This is a genomic window from Aestuariibius sp. HNIBRBA575, assembly GCF_040932005.1.
Classification (GTDB): Bacteria; Pseudomonadota; Alphaproteobacteria; order Rhodobacterales; family Rhodobacteraceae; genus CANLNM01.
Genome location: NZ_CP162414.1, coordinates 1,600,690 through 1,618,973, shown reverse-complemented (window position 1 = coordinate 1,618,973; position 18,284 = coordinate 1,600,690). Strand labels below are relative to the sequence as shown.

Annotated in this window: 20 protein-coding genes; 11 read left to right on the top strand and 9 right to left on the bottom strand. The window is 52.9% G+C overall.

What is annotated here, in order from left to right; all coding sequences use genetic code 11:
* Nucleotides 1-363 precede the first annotated feature (363 nt).
* On the bottom strand, nucleotides 364-1,299 hold the full coding sequence (locus AB1F12_RS08185; protein WP_368188097.1) for a LysR substrate-binding domain-containing protein: 936 nt from the start codon (nucleotides 1,297-1,299) through the stop codon (nucleotides 364-366).
* A gap of 93 nt (nucleotides 1,300-1,392) precedes the next feature.
* Between AB1F12_RS08185 and AB1F12_RS08180 the strand changes: the two genes are divergently transcribed.
* Complete coding sequence (locus tag AB1F12_RS08180; protein WP_368188094.1) at nucleotides 1,393-2,838, top strand: catalase; 1,446 nt, start codon at nucleotides 1,393-1,395, stop codon at nucleotides 2,836-2,838.
* Nucleotides 2,839-2,886: 48 nt separating this feature from the next.
* On the opposite strand, the gene AB1F12_RS08175 is transcribed toward AB1F12_RS08180, so the two are convergent.
* Nucleotides 2,887-4,017, bottom strand: coding sequence for a DUF6456 domain-containing protein (locus tag AB1F12_RS08175; RefSeq protein ID WP_368188092.1), 1,131 nt, complete (start codon nucleotides 4,015-4,017; stop codon nucleotides 2,887-2,889).
* Between the two features lie 239 nt (nucleotides 4,018-4,256).
* Here AB1F12_RS08175 and AB1F12_RS08170 point away from each other — a divergent pair, with 239 nt between their 5' ends.
* A complete protein-coding gene (locus AB1F12_RS08170) occupies nucleotides 4,257-4,547 on the top strand; it encodes a DUF6477 family protein (protein ID WP_368188089.1) in 291 nt (96 codons plus the stop codon).
* A gap of 28 nt (nucleotides 4,548-4,575) precedes the next feature.
* Here the strand turns inward: AB1F12_RS08170 and AB1F12_RS08165 are convergent, their stop codons facing one another.
* The 3 genes from AB1F12_RS08165 to AB1F12_RS08155 all read right to left on the bottom strand — a co-directional run bounded on the left by AB1F12_RS08165 (nucleotide 4,576) and on the right by AB1F12_RS08155 (nucleotide 6,980).
* Nucleotides 4,576-6,120, bottom strand: coding sequence for a trimethylamine methyltransferase family protein (locus AB1F12_RS08165; RefSeq protein ID WP_368188086.1), 1,545 nt, complete (start codon nucleotides 6,118-6,120; stop codon nucleotides 4,576-4,578).
* 141 nt (nucleotides 6,121-6,261) lie between these two features.
* Nucleotides 6,262-6,636 (bottom strand): Lin0512 family protein, encoded by a 375-nt coding sequence (locus tag AB1F12_RS08160; protein ID WP_368188085.1) that lies wholly within the window; start codon nucleotides 6,634-6,636, stop codon nucleotides 6,262-6,264.
* Entirely contained in the window at nucleotides 6,633-6,980 is a 348-nt protein-coding gene (locus AB1F12_RS08155) for a Lin0512 family protein (protein ID WP_368188083.1), read from the bottom strand. Before AB1F12_RS08155 ends, AB1F12_RS08160 begins: the two co-directional genes overlap by 4 nt.
* 123 nt (nucleotides 6,981-7,103) lie before the next feature.
* Here AB1F12_RS08155 and guaA point away from each other — a divergent pair, with 123 nt between their 5' ends.
* The 8 genes from guaA (at nucleotide 7,104) to AB1F12_RS08115 (ending at nucleotide 14,842) form a co-directional block, all read left to right on the top strand.
* Nucleotides 7,104-8,663, top strand: coding sequence for a glutamine-hydrolyzing GMP synthase (gene guaA / locus AB1F12_RS08150; protein ID WP_368188081.1), 1,560 nt, complete (start codon nucleotides 7,104-7,106; stop codon nucleotides 8,661-8,663).
* 91 nt (nucleotides 8,664-8,754) lie between these two features.
* The gene (locus tag AB1F12_RS08145; RefSeq protein ID WP_368188080.1) at nucleotides 8,755-9,033 is read left to right on the top strand and encodes a putative quinol monooxygenase; all 279 of its coding nucleotides are present in this window, start codon (nucleotides 8,755-8,757) and stop codon (nucleotides 9,031-9,033) included.
* Nucleotides 9,034-9,885, top strand: a complete 852-nt coding sequence (locus AB1F12_RS08140) for a DMT family transporter (RefSeq protein ID WP_368188079.1) — start codon at nucleotides 9,034-9,036, stop codon at nucleotides 9,883-9,885. It begins immediately after the preceding gene.
* Nucleotides 9,886-10,021: 136 nt separating this feature from the next.
* A complete protein-coding gene (locus AB1F12_RS08135; protein WP_368188077.1) occupies nucleotides 10,022-11,152 on the top strand; it encodes an OmpP1/FadL family transporter in 1,131 nt (376 codons plus the stop codon).
* 135 nt (nucleotides 11,153-11,287) lie between these two features.
* Nucleotides 11,288-12,157, top strand: a complete 870-nt coding sequence (locus AB1F12_RS08130) for an ATPase (protein ID WP_368188074.1) — start codon at nucleotides 11,288-11,290, stop codon at nucleotides 12,155-12,157.
* Between the two features lie 45 nt (nucleotides 12,158-12,202).
* On the top strand, nucleotides 12,203-13,141 hold the full coding sequence (gene metA, locus AB1F12_RS08125; RefSeq protein WP_368188072.1) for a homoserine O-succinyltransferase: 939 nt from the start codon (nucleotides 12,203-12,205) through the stop codon (nucleotides 13,139-13,141).
* Nucleotides 13,142-13,356: 215 nt separating this feature from the next.
* Nucleotides 13,357-14,223, top strand: a complete 867-nt coding sequence (gene ppk2 / locus AB1F12_RS08120; protein ID WP_368188069.1) for a polyphosphate kinase 2 — start codon at nucleotides 13,357-13,359, stop codon at nucleotides 14,221-14,223.
* A gap of 1 nt (nucleotide 14,224) precedes the next feature.
* The gene (locus AB1F12_RS08115; protein ID WP_368188067.1) at nucleotides 14,225-14,842 is read left to right on the top strand and encodes a TetR/AcrR family transcriptional regulator; all 618 of its coding nucleotides are present in this window, start codon (nucleotides 14,225-14,227) and stop codon (nucleotides 14,840-14,842) included.
* A gap of 111 nt (nucleotides 14,843-14,953) precedes the next feature.
* Here the strand turns inward: AB1F12_RS08115 and rpsI are convergent, their stop codons facing one another.
* The 3 genes from rpsI to AB1F12_RS08100 all read right to left on the bottom strand — a co-directional run bounded on the left by rpsI (nucleotide 14,954) and on the right by AB1F12_RS08100 (nucleotide 17,446).
* Nucleotides 14,954-15,442 (bottom strand): 30S ribosomal protein S9, encoded by a 489-nt coding sequence (gene rpsI / locus AB1F12_RS08110; RefSeq protein ID WP_368188064.1) that lies wholly within the window; start codon nucleotides 15,440-15,442, stop codon nucleotides 14,954-14,956.
* Nucleotides 15,443-15,444: 2 nt separating this feature from the next.
* Entirely contained in the window at nucleotides 15,445-15,906 is a 462-nt protein-coding gene (rplM, locus tag AB1F12_RS08105; protein WP_368188061.1) for a 50S ribosomal protein L13, read from the bottom strand.
* Between the two features lie 148 nt (nucleotides 15,907-16,054).
* Nucleotides 16,055-17,446, bottom strand: a complete 1,392-nt coding sequence (locus AB1F12_RS08100) for a PLP-dependent aminotransferase family protein (RefSeq protein ID WP_368188058.1) — start codon at nucleotides 17,444-17,446, stop codon at nucleotides 16,055-16,057.
* A gap of 111 nt (nucleotides 17,447-17,557) precedes the next feature.
* Here AB1F12_RS08100 and AB1F12_RS08095 point away from each other — a divergent pair, with 111 nt between their 5' ends.
* Complete coding sequence (locus AB1F12_RS08095; RefSeq protein ID WP_368188055.1) at nucleotides 17,558-17,791, top strand: DUF1127 domain-containing protein; 234 nt, start codon at nucleotides 17,558-17,560, stop codon at nucleotides 17,789-17,791.
* A 49-nt stretch (nucleotides 17,792-17,840) separates the two neighbouring features.
* Here the strand turns inward: AB1F12_RS08095 and AB1F12_RS08090 are convergent, their stop codons facing one another.
* Nucleotides 17,841-18,263, bottom strand: coding sequence for a PaaI family thioesterase (locus AB1F12_RS08090; RefSeq protein WP_368188053.1), 423 nt, complete (start codon nucleotides 18,261-18,263; stop codon nucleotides 17,841-17,843).
* Between the last annotated feature and the right edge of the window lie 21 nt (nucleotides 18,264-18,284).

The window sequence follows — 18,284 nt, the reverse complement described above, 5'->3', positions numbered from 1 at the left end:
TTGCCGGGCCTTTTTCAGTATGCGCAACAATGTCAAAACCCAGAGCTGAGCAATCCGTATCAACCCCAGAACACCCCCAACCACGCCGCCACATGCGCCCAGCCATAACGTCGAAAACCATATGGGATGAAGCGCGCTAAACTGATGTTCGTCTTGGATGCCTGAAATGCCGTCAATCCCACCCTGAACGGCCAGCGCCGTGGTGCAATAGGCAAACATACAGGCATTGATCAGGATAAAAACCGATAGGATTGAAACGGATCGCGTCGCGCAGTGTTTTGCCATGATGACCTCATCTTTCAGAGATAACCTGCCAGTGTTGATTTCAAAATTTCGTTGGGGAATGTGAAGGACTTGCTCAGATTATGTGTCGATGTCTGCCTTGGCCTGATCGATCAGCTCTTGGCCCGCCTGTTGTAAAATCTGGGACAGATCCTGAAACCATCCCTGCCCTTTTGATGTCGCGCGGCGCACCAATCCAATCTGGCGTTCCGGTTGTGGGACTTCAAATCGCGCCACGCCCATATCCGGCGTTGATCCCATTTCTCGCACCAATGCGATTTCAGGCAAAAACGTCACCCCAAAACCACCAGCCACCAATCCACACAATGTGGACAATGACGACGCCCCCAAATCCACTTTGGTTGCGGACCGATTGAGCGAACAGGCCGCCAGCGCCTGATCTGCCAAACAATGCCCTTCGTCCAAGAGCAACAATTGGTGCGGGGCGATCTGAACGGGATCGGGGATGGCGTTTGTATCAACCAGATGTTGGATATGCTGCGCGTGACCGGCCAGCAAAAACCGATCCCGAAACAATGGGGTTTCCTGCATGTTTTCTGCCCCGGTTGGCAATGCCATCACCGCCGCATCTAACTGCCCCTGTTCCAAATCTGACAGCAATATCTGTGTCTGCGCCTCGCGCACCCGCAGCTCCAGCCCCAAATTCTGAGCCCGCAACAATGGCAATGCCTGCGGAATCAAGTAAGGCGCAATTGTCGGAATGACCCCCAGCGAAAACCGCCCAGTCAGCCCGCGCGCCAAACTGGCGCTTTGTTCCAGCGCCGTCATTTCCGCCATAACCCGTTCGGCGTGGTGCCGCATGTCATGCCCGGCCGGGGTCAAAATCACTTTGCGTGGCTGGCGTTCAAAAACAGTCACGCCCAGCCGCTCTTCGAGCTCTTTGATTTGAACGGACAACGCAGGTTGGGAAATGTGCAGCATTTCGGCGGCACGACCAATTTGCCCGGTTTGGGCAACGGCCAGAAAATATCGGATTTGGCGTAATGTAACTGACATAATATTTAACTATAGATACCAGCAATAAATGCAATTTTCAATTATGAAACAACTGACGCATGATCCGGTTAACCCCAAAATAGGAGCCAGAGAATGACCCAGAAACGTTTGACCACCACCGCAGGTGCCCCCATCGCGGACAATCAAAACGCATTGACCGCTGGCGCGCGTGGCCCGGTGTTGATGCAGGATTATCAATTGATCGAAAAACTGGCCCATCAAAACCGGGAACGTATCCCAGAACGGGTTGTGCATGCCAAAGGCTGGGGCGCGTTTGGCACGTTGAAAGTCACCCATGACATTTCCAAATACACCCGTGCCAAGGTTTTCCAACCCGGAACCGAAACCCCAATGTTGGCGCGTTTTTCCACCGTTGCAGGCGAATCTGGCGCTGCGGATCACGAACGCGACGTGCGGGGATTTGCGCTTAAATTCTATACAGAAGAAGGCAACTGGGATCTGGTTGGGAACAACACGCCGGTATTTTTCCTGCGCGATCCGTATAAATTCCCCGATTTCATTCACACCCAAAAACGCCATCCGCGCAGCAATCTGCGCAGCCCCAATGCGATGTGGGATTTCTGGAGCCTCAGCCCAGAAGCGCTTCATCAAGTGACCATTTTGATGTCAGATCGGGGTTTGCCCCAATCCCCGGCCCAGATGAATGGCTATGGGTCACACACCTATTCGCTGTGGAATGATGACGGCGAACGATTCTGGGTAAAGTTCCATTTCAAAACCCTGCAGGGACACGCCCATTACACCAATGAAGAAGGTGCGAACATCGTCGGTCAAACCCGTGAAGGGTACCAAGAAGCGCTGTATGGAGGGATCGAAAGCGGGGATTTTCCGAAATGGCGGGTGTGCATTCAGGTGATGCCTGAAATGGATGCCGAAAAAACATCCTATAACCCGTTCGATCTGACCAAAGTGTGGCCACATGCCGATTATCCGTTGATCGAGGTTGGGGTGATGGAGCTTAACAGAAATCCAGAAAACTATTTCGCTGAGATCGAACAATCCGCGTTTAGCCCATCCAATATCGTCCCCGGAATCGGATTTAGCCCCGACAAAATGCTTCAGGCGCGAATCTTTTCTTATGCGGATGCCCATCGTTATCGTCTGGGAACCCATTACGAAGCCCTGCCAGTTAACGCTCCTAAATGCCCTGTTCATCATTATCACAAAGACGGTTCCATGAATTTCATGGGCCAACAGACAGGCGCGCGCGATGCTTATTATGAACCAAACACAATGGGCGGAGCGGTCGAAGATCCTAGTGTTGCAGAACCACCATTGCGGATTTCCGGGGATGCCGATCGCTATAATCATCGCGATGGCAATGACGATTATGTGCAACCGCGGGCTTTGCATAATTTGATGAACGACGCGGAACGGGCGCGTTTGTATCAAAACACCGCCGCCAGCATCGTTGGGGTTGATGCGATCATTTTGGATCGTGCATTGGATCATTACGATCAGATTAGCCCGGCCTATGGCAAAGGTATTCGTGATGCGCTGTCCAAACTGACCAGCTAAAAAAATGGCCCGGTTGTGGGGAACAACCGGGCCGATACGTTCTGTGACTTATCCAATTCGCGGCGCGAATTGGCCCAGCTCATCATAGTGTCGTTTCAATCTTTGAAGCGCGATGCGCAAAACAATTTTGCCCGAACGCGCGGACCACCCCATGCGTTTTTCTGTTTGCTCCATGCCCTCTAGGAAACAGCAGCACCGCAGCGCCACATCCCCAAGCCCGGGCCCCAAATCGGACAGGGCAGCGCCAACGCGATCTTTGGCAGCGCTGGCTGAACTGCCTTCGGAATGTCCGCCTGATCCAGCGGCGTCACCACCAGCCCCGACCAAAAAGCTGTCCCAATCCTGCGCCACTTTTGGTCCCATCTGAGCCAGTTCAAAATCTTCTCTTAGGCGTTCACCTGCAGCAACTAAATCACGGGAAAGAAATGGTTTTCCATCCTTGTCACGCCGACGCGACAACCCAATTAGAGGGCTTTCGGCCATGTTGACCCGAATGCGATGCACCTCTGAATTGTCTGCACAATCCCGGCCCGTTGCACCACTGTTCCCCAGCCCGGACACCGCAGCATCCCCCATGCCATTGGCGCGGTTTTCCTGTGAGGCCAACAATTCCTTTAGCGCGGAACGACCGGCCGTTGTGATGTGATATCGCGCAATGCGCGCCGTTGGATCATCACATGTGATCCAATCCTTTAGTGCCATTGCCTGGGCGATCGGTTGATCAACAACGGCCGTGCGGCTGGTTGCGCCATCGACGCCGTCCCGCACTACCACCGCTTTGTCCATGTCACGTGCAACCGCCAAAACGGCCCCCGCTTCACAGAGCCGACGCAGAATGCGGCTGCCTTCCATTTCCAGTGTTTCAGCACTTGGGGTTTCGCTTTCAATCACGCCTGTATGCATGGTCACCGACCGCGTCTCCTCGTTATCGTTTTGTTGGCTTCGATCAGGCAACATGCGCGACAATCGGCGCAGCGCCCCATCAACAAGCGGATCATCGCGCCGGCTTTCGTATCGGCGCACCTGCCGCAAAATCGTAGAGGCGTGGCAATCTTCTGTTCGGGCAAGCGCGCGAATAGGCAGACCACATTCCGTATGCACAAGGTAGTTGCGGGCAGCCACAGGGACCCAACCGGGTAAGGCTGACAAGTTCACGGCACTCTGATTGGGTCCGTTCATCGCATTTCCTTTTTCCACAGGCTCGCTTGGACGGGTGAAATGGCAGGTCGCCAAGGTAAACGTCGTGCTAACGCTATGGTTGCATTGGTTACTTAAGTTTTAATTTGCCTCATTAATGCCATCTTGGTTTAGAAAGTATAAACAGGGATAAAGCGTGCGTTCTTAACTTATCCACATCACGCAACACACGTTCTAGTTGTTCTATGGTGGCTTCATCGACACATTGAAGGGGCAAAACCATGCAAGACTTAATCGGAATGATCAACGCACTGCGCCGTCCAAAACTCTTGGTACGCGCCGCAAGGTTTGGAATTGATGATTACGTACGTGAACAGCATCTCAGCCGCATTCTAAAACGCGAATCACTGCCGCGCTCTGGGGCGGCGATCCTCAAATTGCTGGAAATCGAAGCGGACCATGAGGATCAGCGCAAAGCAAAGATGGCGGAATATTCCATTGCGCATCACGTTGAGGTTTTGATCGCGTTGATGGGCGAAGCACGGGTGCTGCGCGCCACAACGCGCAGCTGATCCGATCTAGGCCAGCGGATGTGTCCGCCTAGTTGAACGCATCCGGCATAGAGGCCTTCTTGGCGGCGACATATTCATTCAGTTGCCGCAGAATCTCTGGGTCCAGCGGAGGCTGCTGATAGCCATCGATCAGTTTTTGAACACGGACAGATGCCAGGGTGCGCGTATCACGGGCGCCTTCGTCTTCCCAGGTTTCAAATGGTTTGTAATCCAACAGGTCAGACCGCCAAAACGCGTCTTTGTAATTGGCCTGCGTGTGATCACATCCCAGATAATGCCCGCCGGGTCCGACTTCGCGAATGGCATCCATCGCCTGGCCATTTTCGCTGATATCCACGCCTTTGGCCAATCCGTGCAGAACCCCTAACTGGTCTGCATCCATGACGAATTTTTCAAAGTCCGCAACCAATCCACCCTCAAGCCAACCGGCGGAATGCAACATAAAGTTCACGCCCGAGGTCAACCCCGCATTCAAGGAATTGGCGGTTTCATAAGCGGCTTGTGCGTCTGGGATTTTGGATCCGTTAAAGCTTCCGGCGGAGCGATAAGGCAGGCCCATACGCCGTGCCAACTGCCCTGCCCCATGGGTGATTTTGGACGCTTCTGGTGTGCCAAATGTCGGCGCACCTGAATTCATGTCGATCGATGTGACAAAGGTTCCGAAAATCACCGGCGCTCCGGGGCGAACCAGCTGTGAATAGGCCACGCCGGCCATAACTTCGGCCAGAACCTGCGTCAACGTCCCGACAATCGACACAGGCGCCATGGCCCCGCCAACAATGAACGGCGACACGATGCAAGCTTGGTTATTTGCGGCAAACACTTCAAGCGCGCCCATCATGACATTGTCAAATGTCAGCGGCGAATTGGCGTTGATCAGCGATGTCATCACCGTGTTGTTTTGAACAAAATCTTTGCCAAACAGGATTTCGCACATTTCAACGCTGTCTTGGGCGCGGCTGGGTTCGGTGACAGACCCCATAAAAGGTTTGTCAGACAATGTCATATGCGCCAGCAACATGTCCAAATGTCGTTTATTTACAGGCACATCCGTAGGTTCACAAACCGTGCCCCCGGAATGATGCAGGTATTTCGACATATAGGTCAGTTTGACGAATTTCTGGAAATCAGCCAAAGTTGCGTAGCGGCGACCACCGTCTGCATCCCGAACAAAAGGCGGGCCGTAAACCGGCGCCAGAACAAGGTTATTGCCCCCGATTTCAACGGATTTTTCTGGATTGCGCGCATGTTGCACAAACGAACTGGGGGCGGTTTTGCACAATTCACGCGCCATTCCGCGCGGAATATGCACCCGTTCACCCACAATGGTTGCACCGGCTTCTTTCCAACGCTTTAGGGCTTCGGGGTTTTCAACAAAGTTGACCCCGACTTCTTCTAACACTGTGTCGGCATTATATTCGATAATATCCAAGGCTTCGTCGCTGAGAATATCCAAATTCGGAATCTCGCGTTTGATCACCTTGGCCGTTTCGATCTTTAATGTGGTGCGTTCGGCACGTCGTGCAGCACCGCCGCCGCCGCGTGTTCTGCGTGTTCTAACCGCTTCGCCCATGTTGTCTTCCTTGATCCGCTTGATGCTCTGATTGAATTATTGTGCATCTTGGATCGTTGTTTATCGGTGAAATTCGCCAAAATCGCACGAGATACGGCCATTCTGGCGAAAAAGCGACATATGCGGAAAACGTGACCGGGCTTAACGTAACGTCCAGCCCTCTTGTTGGGGCAAAAACACCTCAACCGCAGCAGACGCAACAATCATAGGGGCGCCGGTTTCTGGGTCTGTGACGTTCAAGCCGCCTTTGACCACATGGATTTCGGGCTGATCGGACAGCTGCGAATAAAATTCAGATGCAGCGACATTGTCAGGCTGTTGCACGCCAACGGTGATTTTCACGCGAATATCCTTGGGCGCGATGTTTAACCGTTTCAAAATCGACAATTTTGAATGTTGGTGGGCATCCTCAATCGCGTGCAGCGCTGACTTGGTGTAATTGTCGCGCCCTAACAAACAGGTGCCCATTCCCATCGCGATGATCAATCGGCCGTGATTTGTGCTTTGATCTGTCATTCTGCACGCTCCATATCAAAGGACACTGACAAGGCCACATTGGCAATAATGGTCGGGTTTCCAGTGCCTTCGGGGCGCGGAATGTCCAATCCCCCCTGCACGACATGAAAATCGGTCTGCCCATAGGGGAAAATGTCGCCTAACGCAGAAATATCCACCTTGTCTGGGTGCTGCACCCCGATTTCGACGCGGATCTGCATGGCAGTTTTGGGAAAGCCAAACAATTCGGCCAGGTTGATTGAATTATGCCATAGCGCATTTTGCAGCGCCCGTTTTGCGGCCTCGGTATAATCGCCACGGCGCAGCGACGTGCCCATGCCAAATTCTGTTAATAAGTTTTCCAAACTCTTCCCTCCAGAAACATGATCAGCAATAGGCGCTGTCTTCATGGATTCCAAGCAAGATCACCGTCCCAATAAACGATGTCGCATCTTGCGACTTTGACGGGGATTCATTATTGCGTCGACATGACAGATATTTCCCATGACCGCCTCCTGATTATCGACTTTGGTAGCCAAGTAACGCAGCTGATTGCGCGTCGTTTGCGTGAACTGAATGTCTATTGTGAAATTCACCCCTATCAGTCCGTAACCATGGACAAAGTGCGCGAAATGGCGCCCCGGGCGGTGATCCTGTCGGGGGGGCCTGACAGCGTGACACGCGACGGCAGCCCGCGCGCGCCGCAAGAAATATTTGATTACGGCGTGCCAATTCTGGGCATTTGCTATGGTCAGCAAACGATGATGACCCAATTGGGCGGCAAAGTCGAAAGCGGCCATGGCACAGCCGAATTTGGCCGCGCCTTTGTGACACCGGCCAACAAATTGGACATTCTGGATGGTTGGTTTGCTGATGGTGACGAACAGGTCTGGATGAGCCATGGTGATCACGTCAGTGAAATCGCGCCGGGATTTGAGGTTTATGGAACCTCGCCCAATGCGCCCTATGCCATCACCGCCGATGTGAACCGTCATTTTTATGCAGTGCAATTCCACCCCGAGGTGCATCACACCCCGAACGGTGCCAAACTGTATGAGAACTTTGTCAAATTGGCCGGTTTCACGGGCGATTGGACGATGGGCGCCTATCGTCAGGAAATGATCGAAAAAATCCGCGAACAAGTTGGCGACAAACAGGTGATCTGTGGTTTGTCCGGTGGCGTTGATAGTTCGGTCACCGCGATCCTTTTGCACGAAGCGATTGGGGATCAGCTGACATGTGTGTTTGTCGATCATGGATTGCTGCGCAAAGACGAAGCCACCGAAGTGGTTGCGATGTTCCGCGACAATTACAACATTAAACTGATCCATGCCGATGAAAGTGATCTGTTCCTAGGCGAATTGGACGGTCAGTCCGATCCGGAAACCAAACGCAAAATCATCGGCAAGCTGTTCATTGATGTGTTCCAGAAACATGCGGACAGCATTGAGGGCGCAGAATTTCTGGCCCAAGGCACCTTATACCCCGATGTGATCGAAAGCGTGTCGTTCAGCGGCGGACCATCCGTGACAATCAAGTCGCACCATAATGTGGGCGGCCTACCTGAAAAGATGGGCCTGAAACTGGTCGAACCTCTGCGTGAATTGTTCAAAGACGAAGTGCGCGCCTTGGGGCTTGAACTGGGCCTGCCCCAAAGCTTTATCGGGCGGCACCCCTTCCCCGGGCCCGGTTTGGCCATTCGTTGTCCCGGTGAAATCACCCGCGAAAAGCTGGAAATCCTGCGCGAAGCCGACGCGGTTTACATCGATCAGATCCGCAAACACGGGCTATATGATGAAATCTGGCAGGCCTTTGTCGCGATTTTGCCTGTGCGCACCGTTGGCGTGATGGGCGATGGCCGCACCTATGATTTTGCCTGCGCTTTGCGTGCCGTGACATCCGTGGACGGGATGACGGCCGATTATTATCCGTTTACCCATGAATTCCTTGGCGAAACCGCCACCCGGATCATCAACGAAGTCAAAGGTATCAATCGCTGTACCTATGACATTACGTCGAAACCTCCGGGGACAATCGAATGGGAATGATGGTTTAGGTAAAAAATCAAACCCGGGTTGCTTGCAATCCGGGTTATTTCTTGGTGATGTGCTGGTAACATTCTGCAGTTTGAGGGCGATTATGTCTGTTCATCTTAATGGTTATATTTTGGTTCCTCAGGACCGCCTGAATGACATCCGTGCGGCGCTGGTTGATCATATTCGCCTAACCCGACAGGAACCGGGCTGTATTTCGTTTAATGTGGACGAAAACCCAGATATTCCCGGCCGTTTTGACGTCGCCGAGGAATTTACAGATGCGGACAGTTTTGCCGCGCATCAGACGCGGGTCAAAGCCTCTGATTGGGGGCGGATCAGCGCGGGAATTGAACGCGACTACACGATCACCGGGCTGGACTAAATGACCCCAACGGCACGGGCTGCCTTTTGGATGATCGGCTCGATCCTGTCTTTTTCAGCGATGGCCATCGCCGGGCGCAATGTCAGCGCGGAACTGGATACATTTGAAATCATGTTGTTCCGGTCGATGATCGGGTTTCTGATTGTGGTGTCTTTTGCGGCACTTACCGGGCAAATCCACCGGCTGGCCCTGCACCATCCCGGCCTGCACTTTACCCGTAATCTGGCGCATTTCACCGGGCAAAACCTGTGGCTTTATGCGGTTGCCGTGGCCCCACTGGCCCAAGTATTTGCTCTTGAATTCACCACCCCCATCTGGGCGATTTTGCTCGCGCCGATCATCTTGCGTGAAAAAATCACCCAAACCGGACTGATTTCAGCTGCGCTTGGCTTTGTCGGCATACTGATCGTTGCGCGCCCGGATGTCACCAATCTGTCCCCCGGATTGTTGCCCGCCGCGTTATGCGCGATTGCCTTTGGGATTACAGCTCTGACCACACGCCGCCTGACCCGTACGGAACCGATCATTCGGATTTTGTTTTACCTGACGGTGTTTCAAGTTGGGTTTGGGCTGATCACCGCTGGTTATGATGGAACGATCATTATGCCATCGCTGTCTGCCACCCCTTGGGTTGTATTGATCGCCGTCACCGGGATCACGGCGCATCTCTGCCTTACAAACGCACTTAGCTTGGCCCCGGCCAGTATCGTCACCCCGATTGACTTTGCCCGATTGCCACTGATCGCCATCGTTGGCATGTTGCTATATCAAGAAGCCATTGATATCTGGGTGTTTATCGGTGGCTTGGTTATTTTTGGCGCTAATTACTTCAATCTTTCGCGCAACAAATGAACCAAACAGTATAGTACATTGCAATTTTGTGACGTTACGGTGCTTGCCACTCGCTTACGTTGCGTAAAGAATTGACCGATAACATTATCGTCAGGCAAGATTTCGCCAATGGGACATAACCTTGCAGGGAGCCGTAATGGACAAGGTCATAAAAGCAACAGCCGTATTAATGATGACAACAACACTGGCGCATGCCGGCGGACTTGACCGCTCTGGCCAAGGCGTCGGTATCATTTTTGAAGACGGAAACACGTTTCAATTGTCATTGGGCAGCATCAATCCAACGGTATCTGGCGTTGCCACAGGGCCCGGTTTAACTGGTGCGTCTGGTGATATGGCTGACAGTTATACGCAGCTGTCACTGGCCTATAAACACGAACTGAATGACAATTTGTCACTGGCGATCATCATGGATCAGCCATTTGGCGCCAATGTGGATTATGCGGATGCGTCGGGGGGATACTACGCAACCGGTGGTGCCGCAGAGGTAAATTCAACCGCCTTCACCGCCGTCGCGCGCTATGAAATGGGCAACGGATTTTCGGTTCATGGCGGTCTGCGATATCAAACAGTTGACGCCAACGTAACCCTGCCCAGCTCAGCGACGACGCTTTATAATGTGGATGGCGACGGTTCCAGCGGAACGGGCTATCTGATTGGGGCCGCTTACGAAAAACCAGACATCGCATTGCGTGTTGCGTTGACCTACAATTCCAAGGTTGGCCACGAAATGGATGTGCGTGAATCCACCCTGCTCGCCGCAACTGGCGCATCCCTTGGATTTGCAGATTCAACCACCGAATTTGACACGCCTGAATCCATCAATCTGGATTTCCAGACCGGTATTGCCGCCGACACATTGCTGTTTGGGTCTATCCGATACGCCAAATGGACCCAGTTTTCCTTTGAACCGATTGGTTATGTCACCGCCAATGGCGAAGCTTTGCAGGATTATGACAACGATGTCGTGTCCTATAATGTCGGTATAGGTCGCCGGTTTAACGACACTTGGTCGGGTGCAATCACCTATGCCTACGAAGCAGGCGATGGTGAATTCGTTGGGAACCTTGGCCCGACAGATGGTTCAAAAGCCATTGGAATCGGCGCGACATATACGGGTGACGGATACAAAGTGACCGCCGGCATGCGCCACATCTGGCTGGGTGATGGCGACACAGAACATCCTGTTGTGGATGGTATCACTGGTGCAGAATTCCGCGACAACACCGCGCGCGCCTTTGGGGTACAGTTCACCACATCGTTCTGATCCAATCCAATACAACCTCAAAGCCCTGTCAATGTGACGGGGCTTTTTGGGTTTTGAGGCCGCATTTTTAACAAAATAACTGCAAATCCCGAAAATCTGCTGGCAAGCATCGCCGCGCGACGCTACCCACGTTGCATGATTTACAATACCGCTCAGGAATGGCGATCCAGCCCACATAAACGCGTTCTTTTCTTTGGCATGTCAGGCCTGGGAAAGACTTATCTTTCCAATCTGTTACGTGCGCGCGGCGACTGGTTTCACTATTCGATCGATTACCGCATCGGCACGCGCTATATGGGTGAATTGATCGCGGACAACGCCAAAAAAGAGGCGATGAAGGTCCCCTTCCTGCGTGAATTGCTGATGTCGGATTCCATTTATATCGGGTCCAACATCACGTTTGATAACCTGACCCCCGTCTCTTCTTATCTTGGCAAACCCGGCGATCCTGATCGGGGTGGATTGCCCATGGCCCAATATCTGAAACGTCAGAACCAATTCCAACATGCCGAAGAAAACGCGCTGCTGGATACGGGGCATTTCATTGAACGCGGCCAATCCTTATATGGCTATCCCCATTTTATCTGTGACACGGGCGGATCGATTTGCGAATGGGTTGATCCCGATGATCCGAATGATGAAATTCTGACGGCCCTGTCTCAGAACTGTTTGATGATCTGGCTCAAAGGGTCAGATGCCCACACGGATGAATTGGTGCGCCGTTTTGACAAAGCGCCCAAACCCATGGCCTATCAACCGGAATTTTTGGCCAAATCGTGGTCGGAATATTTAAACGAAAACAACGCACAAGAAGGCGATGTTGATCCAGATGCCTTTATCCGCTGGACCTATGCGCGTGCGCTTGCCCATCGCCAGCCCCTTTATGAAAAAATGTCCAAATGGGGCATTACACTTTGCGCAAATGACGTGTCTGGCGTGAAATCCGCAGAGGATTTCGAAAACTTGATCGCCCAAACACTTGAGATGCAGTCGCCACAAGACTAGGTAACCCACTCCGATCTTTGACCTTTTGACCCAAGGGACATCCCAATGCCAATAAAACTGCCCCGCTCGCTGCCTGCTTATGATGTGCTTTCCAAAGAAGGCGTCATGGTCATGGGCGAAAGCGCGGCCGAGCATCAGGACATCCGACCTTTGCGCATCGCGTTGCTCAACCTGATGCCCAAGAAAATCCAGACCGAAAATCAGTTCGCCCGTTTGATCGGCGCAACGCCGTTGCAAATTGAACTGACCTTAATCCGGATGAGCGAACACCGCACAAAAAACACCGCCGCAGAACATATGGCGGAATTTTATCAACCCTTTGAAGACGTTAAGGATCAAAAATTTGACGGGCTGATCATCACAGGCGCTCCAATCGAACACATGCCGTTTGAGGATGTGACCTATTGGTCTGAACTGTGTGAGGTTTTTGAATGGACGCAAACAAACGTGCATTCAACCTTTGGCGTCTGCTGGGGTGGCATGGCCATGATCAACTATTTCCACGATGTGCAAAAACACATTCTGGATGCCAAGGCGTTTGGATGTTTCCGTCATCAGAACCTATTGCCCGAAAGCCCGTATTTACGTGGTTTTTCAGATGATTGCGTGATCCCGGTTAGCCGTTGGACAGAGATGCTGAAACCAGAAATCGAAGCAAGTTCTGGGTTAAATGTGCTGCTGGATTCCCCAGAGGTGGGTCCTGCCCTGGTTCAGGATCCCGCGCATCGCGCGCTCTATATCTTTAACCATTTCGAATATGATTCCGGCACCCTAAAGCAGGAATATGATCGCGATGTCGCTGCGGGCACCACCATCAACGTGCCGATCAATTATTACCCCAATGATGACCCGTCGCAGCCGCCGCAAAACCGATGGCGCAGTCACGCCCATCTGCTTTATGGCAATTGGATCAGCGAAATCTATCAGACCACCCCATATGATATGGCCAAAATCGGTATCGAGGCCACAGATTTGAGGCTCTGATCAGAGCCTCACGTCGCGTCATTTTAAGCCCAGCCCCTGACTGGCGATAGATGCCAGACTTGAAATCTATTGCGAAATCGACCACATGCCAAAGCACAACATAGGAATGATCGTGTGAAATCCTGACATTGGGTCACTGCAAAGTTACGGCGACTAACATGGGATTGCGCTAACGGCCTAAAGTCCGCATATTGTTGGAAAATAAGGAGCGGCTCATGGAGCTTCCATTCGACGGTGAAATTTCTGCTTTCTTTCAAAAGGACGCCCCCACTGCGATCCGGGAAGAGATCAAAAATGCCCAAAAAGGCGAAATTCTGTCGACCGATTTTCCATATGATAAACGCTGGAAACGCGAAAAATACGAAGCTGCATTGGCCGCGTTGCAGATCGAACTGGTCAAATGTCAGGCTTGGGTGAAAGCCACAAATGCACGGGTCGCAATCGTGTTTGAAGGCCGTGACGCGGCCGGCAAAGGCGGCACAATCAAGCGGTTCCGGGAAAACCTGAACCCCCGTGGCGCCCGGGTTGTGGCGCTGTCCAAACCCACCGAAACCGAAGCGTCCCAGTGGTATTTTCAGCGCTACATTCAGCACCTTCCGGCGGGTGGTGAAATCACATTTTTCGACCGATCTTGGTACAATCGCGGTGTTGTCGAACATGTTTTTGGGTTTTGTACCCCTGAACAACGCGACCATTGGTTTACCCAAGTTGTGCCATTTGAACAGATGTTGGTCGACGAAGGCATCCATATCTGCAAAATCTGGCTGAACGTTGATCGCGCTGCCCAATTGCAGCGCTTCCTAGATCGCGAAAGCAACCCTTTGAAACAATGGAAACTTTCGTGGATTGATGTCGAAGGATTGAAAAAATGGGACGCCTATAGCGATGCCATTTCTGAAACTCTGACCCGGACACATTCGCAGGTCGCCCCATGGACCATCATCCGCAGCGACGATAAACACCGCGCCCGCGTTGCGGCGATCCGCTCTGTCCTGCACAGCCTTGATTACACACACAAAGATGCCAATGCGTTGGGCAACATCGATCCGCTGATTGCTGGCGGACCAGAGATGTGGACCTGACGTGGCTAAACGCGGTTATCATCACGGCAATCTGCGCGAAGCGTTGGTACAATCCTGCCTCAAGTTGATTGAGGAAAAGGGACCAACGGGTTTCACATTGTCCGAGGCGGCCAAACAGGCCGGCGTGACCCCTGCCGCTGTTTATCGCCATTTTGAAGGCCGCGAAGACCTGATCGCAGAAGCCGCAAAATTGGGCTATGAAATTTTTGCCGATCTGATGGAACATGCCTACGAAAAGGGCCAGCCTTCGGCGCTTGCTTCTTTTGAGGCGACCGGGCGCGCCTATCTGGCCTTTGCCCGTCGGTTTCCCGGGCATTACGTCGCGATGTTCGAAAGCGGAATTTCAATGCAACGCACCCCCGAATTACACGCCGTTTCTAAACGCGCGATGGGGGTTCTGGAAAAAGCCGCAGAAGAGTTATCAGAACATATTCCACCAGAAAAACGCCCGCCTCCACAGATGTTTTCCGCCCATATCTGGGCCATGAGCCACGGCGTGGTTGAACTCTTTGCGCGCAGCAATCCCGGATCCAAGAGCCCGTTCACACCAGAAGACCTGCTGGAAACGGGTATTGGCGTTTATTTGCGCGGCCTCGGCCTGGTGGCGCAGGACGACTAAACGCACGTTCTATTTATCGATGCGTAAACGTTATTCGAATGACGTTCCTGCCAGATCTTAAACGCAAAAAGGCGGTCCAATGGACCGCCTTTTCGTATATATTTCCCAAACTTAACGCTTGGAGAACTGGAAAGAACGACGCGCTTTGCGCTTACCGTATTTCTTACGTTCAACAACACGGCTGTCGCGTGTCAAGAAGCCAGCGGCTTTCAGTGGGGCGCGCAGAGCGGGATCATAAAGCTGCAGAGCTTTGGAAATCCCGTGCTTAACAGCACCCGCTTGACCGGACAGACCGCCGCCTTTGACGGTGGCCATCACGTCGAACTGACCTTCGACGCCAGCAACAGAAAAGGCCTGACGCAGGATCATTTGCAAAACCGGGCGTGCAAAATACACGTCCATGTCTTTGCCGTTTACGGTGACTTTGCCGGAACCGGGTTTGATCCAAACACGGGCAACCGCGTCTTTCCGTTTCCCAGTCGCATATGAACGACCCAGTGCGTCGCGCACGGGTTCACGTGGCGCTGCGATTTCTACGACGGCTTCGATGCCTTCAGCAACATTGCCCAGCTCTTCCAGAGAGTTGATCTGATCAGCCATGATTACGAGGTCCTCGTGTTCTTTTTGTTCATGGATGCAACATCCAGAACTTCAGGCTTCTGTGCTTCCATGCCGTGCTCGGCACCCGCAAATACGCGCAGATGTGTCATCTGAACGCGGGACAGACGGTTGCCGGGCAGCATGCGTTTTACGGCTTGCATGACAACGCGCTCTGGGTGCTCGCCTTCTAGGATCTGGCCGGTTGTGCGGGATTTGATCCCACCCGGATAGCCAGTGTGCCAGTAGTTTTTGTTCATGCGCTTGTTACCTGTCAGCTGAATTTTCTCAGCGTTGATAACAATCACGTTGTCGCCCATATCCATGTGTGGAGTGAAGGACGCTTTGTGCTTGCCACGCAGACGCATGGCAATAATCGACGCAAGACGCCCCAGAACAACGCCTTCGGCGTCGATCAGGATCCATTTCTTGTCGATATCTGCAGGGGTCGCAGAAAAGGTTTTCATGTGTTTCACCAGATTATCTGGGGCGGTATTACCCGCCGTTCATTCGGATGAGCGGGTTATAAGCACCTGAAACGCGCGGTCAATGGCTGTAAACGCAATAATATGCAGTAATTTCAGTATCTTACAAATTAGGTACAATAATACCCCATCACAACCCCTCATAAATTGGCGGATTCTCTAGCAATGTGCGCATTTTCAGCAATGCCTCTTCGCGTTCTTTCGCAGATAGGCATTCATTTAACGCAACCCGCACCGCATGAGGCGCGGCCCCATCCGGCAATGCAAATTCATCGGCGGGTTTGATCCGGATGCCAATCCCTTCGCAGGCCACGGCAAAACTAGACCCCCGCCAGCCACGCGGCATTTTAAGCCAGATAAACGGCACATCTGGACGCCAGCGCAATTCCCACTGCCCCAGAATGTTTACGGCCATTTGAACACGCGCTTCGATCGAATCCTCGATCATCTGTCGGTATTTTTCGATATCCCCGTTGTTGAGCAATTCCGCCCACAAATCCACCATCGGCGAGGGCAAACCATAAAAAGAAGATTGCGCCACCAGCCGCGCTGCGCGGGCATTTTGGGATGGACAGATCAGGTATCCAAACCGCAACGCCGCAGAAAAGCTTTTGGTGAGGGATGAGGCAAACCAGGCCCGTTCCGGCGCCAAGGCCCGATAAGACACGCGATTGGGACGTGCGATACAATGGCAATCGTCTTCTATGATTTGCAGGTTATAGGCCCGGGCGATTTCCGTTATTTCCTGACGGCGTTTGGGGCTGGTTTGGATTGTCGTGGGCGAATGCACCTCGGCGGCGGTGATCAGCGCCTGCCCGCCATGACGGCGCAGCATTTCCTCTAAATTGTCGGGACGGATGCCTTCTTCGTCCATTTTCACACCAACCAATTGTGCCCGCAGCATCCGCGCAGCCAGTCGCACACCGGGATAGGCCAGCTCTTCGGTCAGGATCACGGGGGATGGACCCGTCAGGATCGACTTTAGCGCGATCAACGTGGCGTTTTGCGCGCCCAATGTCAGCACAAAATCATCCGATGACACACGCCCATGCCGTCCATGATCCACCCAATTGACCAAGGCTTCGCGCACATGCAGATCCGAAAATTCATCTGGGCAATCCACAAAGTTTGACTGTTCGCGTTGGCTGATTGTCATCATCGCGGCCCGGATCGCCCGGTCCTGCCCCAAATTGGGGACTTTGCAACTGCGAAACCCATATCCGTCGTTAATAGAGGGCGGGCTAAGGGGCGGCTCGCTGTCCATCACCTGGACCGGTGTGCCCGACACAAACGTCCCGCGTCCGATAGTGGTTTCCAGCAACCCTTCTTCGGTGGCCATTTTGTAGGCCCGCGCAACCGTGCCCGGTGTGACCCCCAATGACCACGCCATTTCCCGCACTGGTGGCAGCTTTTCCCCCTGTTTCAGGTCCCGAGAACGAATCGCTCCGCGAATGGATTGTACCAATACATTGTACTTTGCGCCTTTTTCCTTTTGGAAGTCCGGATGCCAATTTGTACCCATAACAATGTTTCCCTCGAAATTCTGGTGCTTCACTGGTACACATTGTGTGTGAATAACGCAAATTGTACCAATACAATCGCAATCAGAGCGATACATTAAAGGAGAAGACCCATGTTGACCCGCACATTCAGCCCGACCATGGCTTTGGAACGGCTCGCCCGCCGCACCACCCTGCCCGTTTCGGCCAATGTCGCGGTCAAATTGGCCGATCTTTTTGCACGCTGGTCGGATCGCCGACGTTCGCGGGCCGCGCTTTACCGATTGCCGCCACATCTGCTTAAGGATGTTGGGCTAAATCAAATAAGCGCCCATGAGGAATGTGAAAAACCGTTTTGGAGGCCGTAACTCCCATTATTGGACCTCTTACTGGCCGGGGATTTCCCCGGCCCTTTTTTCAGCCTTTGGGTGGGATTGAATAGGTCAAACTGGCCCGCGCCACCGGCGCATCCTGTCCGTCTGAATAGATCAACACATCCCCCACAGCCAAAACCCGCCCCAATTTGTGCAGCTTGGCATGGGCAATCAAATCGGCCCCGGCGACCGGTTTGCGCATAAAATCAATGGCACAATTTGTGGTCACAGTCAGGGCTTTGGGACCGATCATCGCCAAAATCGCCAGATAGATCGACACATCCGCCAATGCAAACATCGATGGGCCAGACACAGTTCCGCCGGGGCGCAAATGTTTCTCTGCCACCTTCAGCCGCACGACACAGCCCATGTCGACCACATCTTCGATTGAAAAATCTCCTGACACTTGCGGAAAGTCCTGTGCCAGAAACTTTTCCAGCGACCCTTTGTCCATCACCGGCTTCATGTCTTCCTCCTACCCAGATTT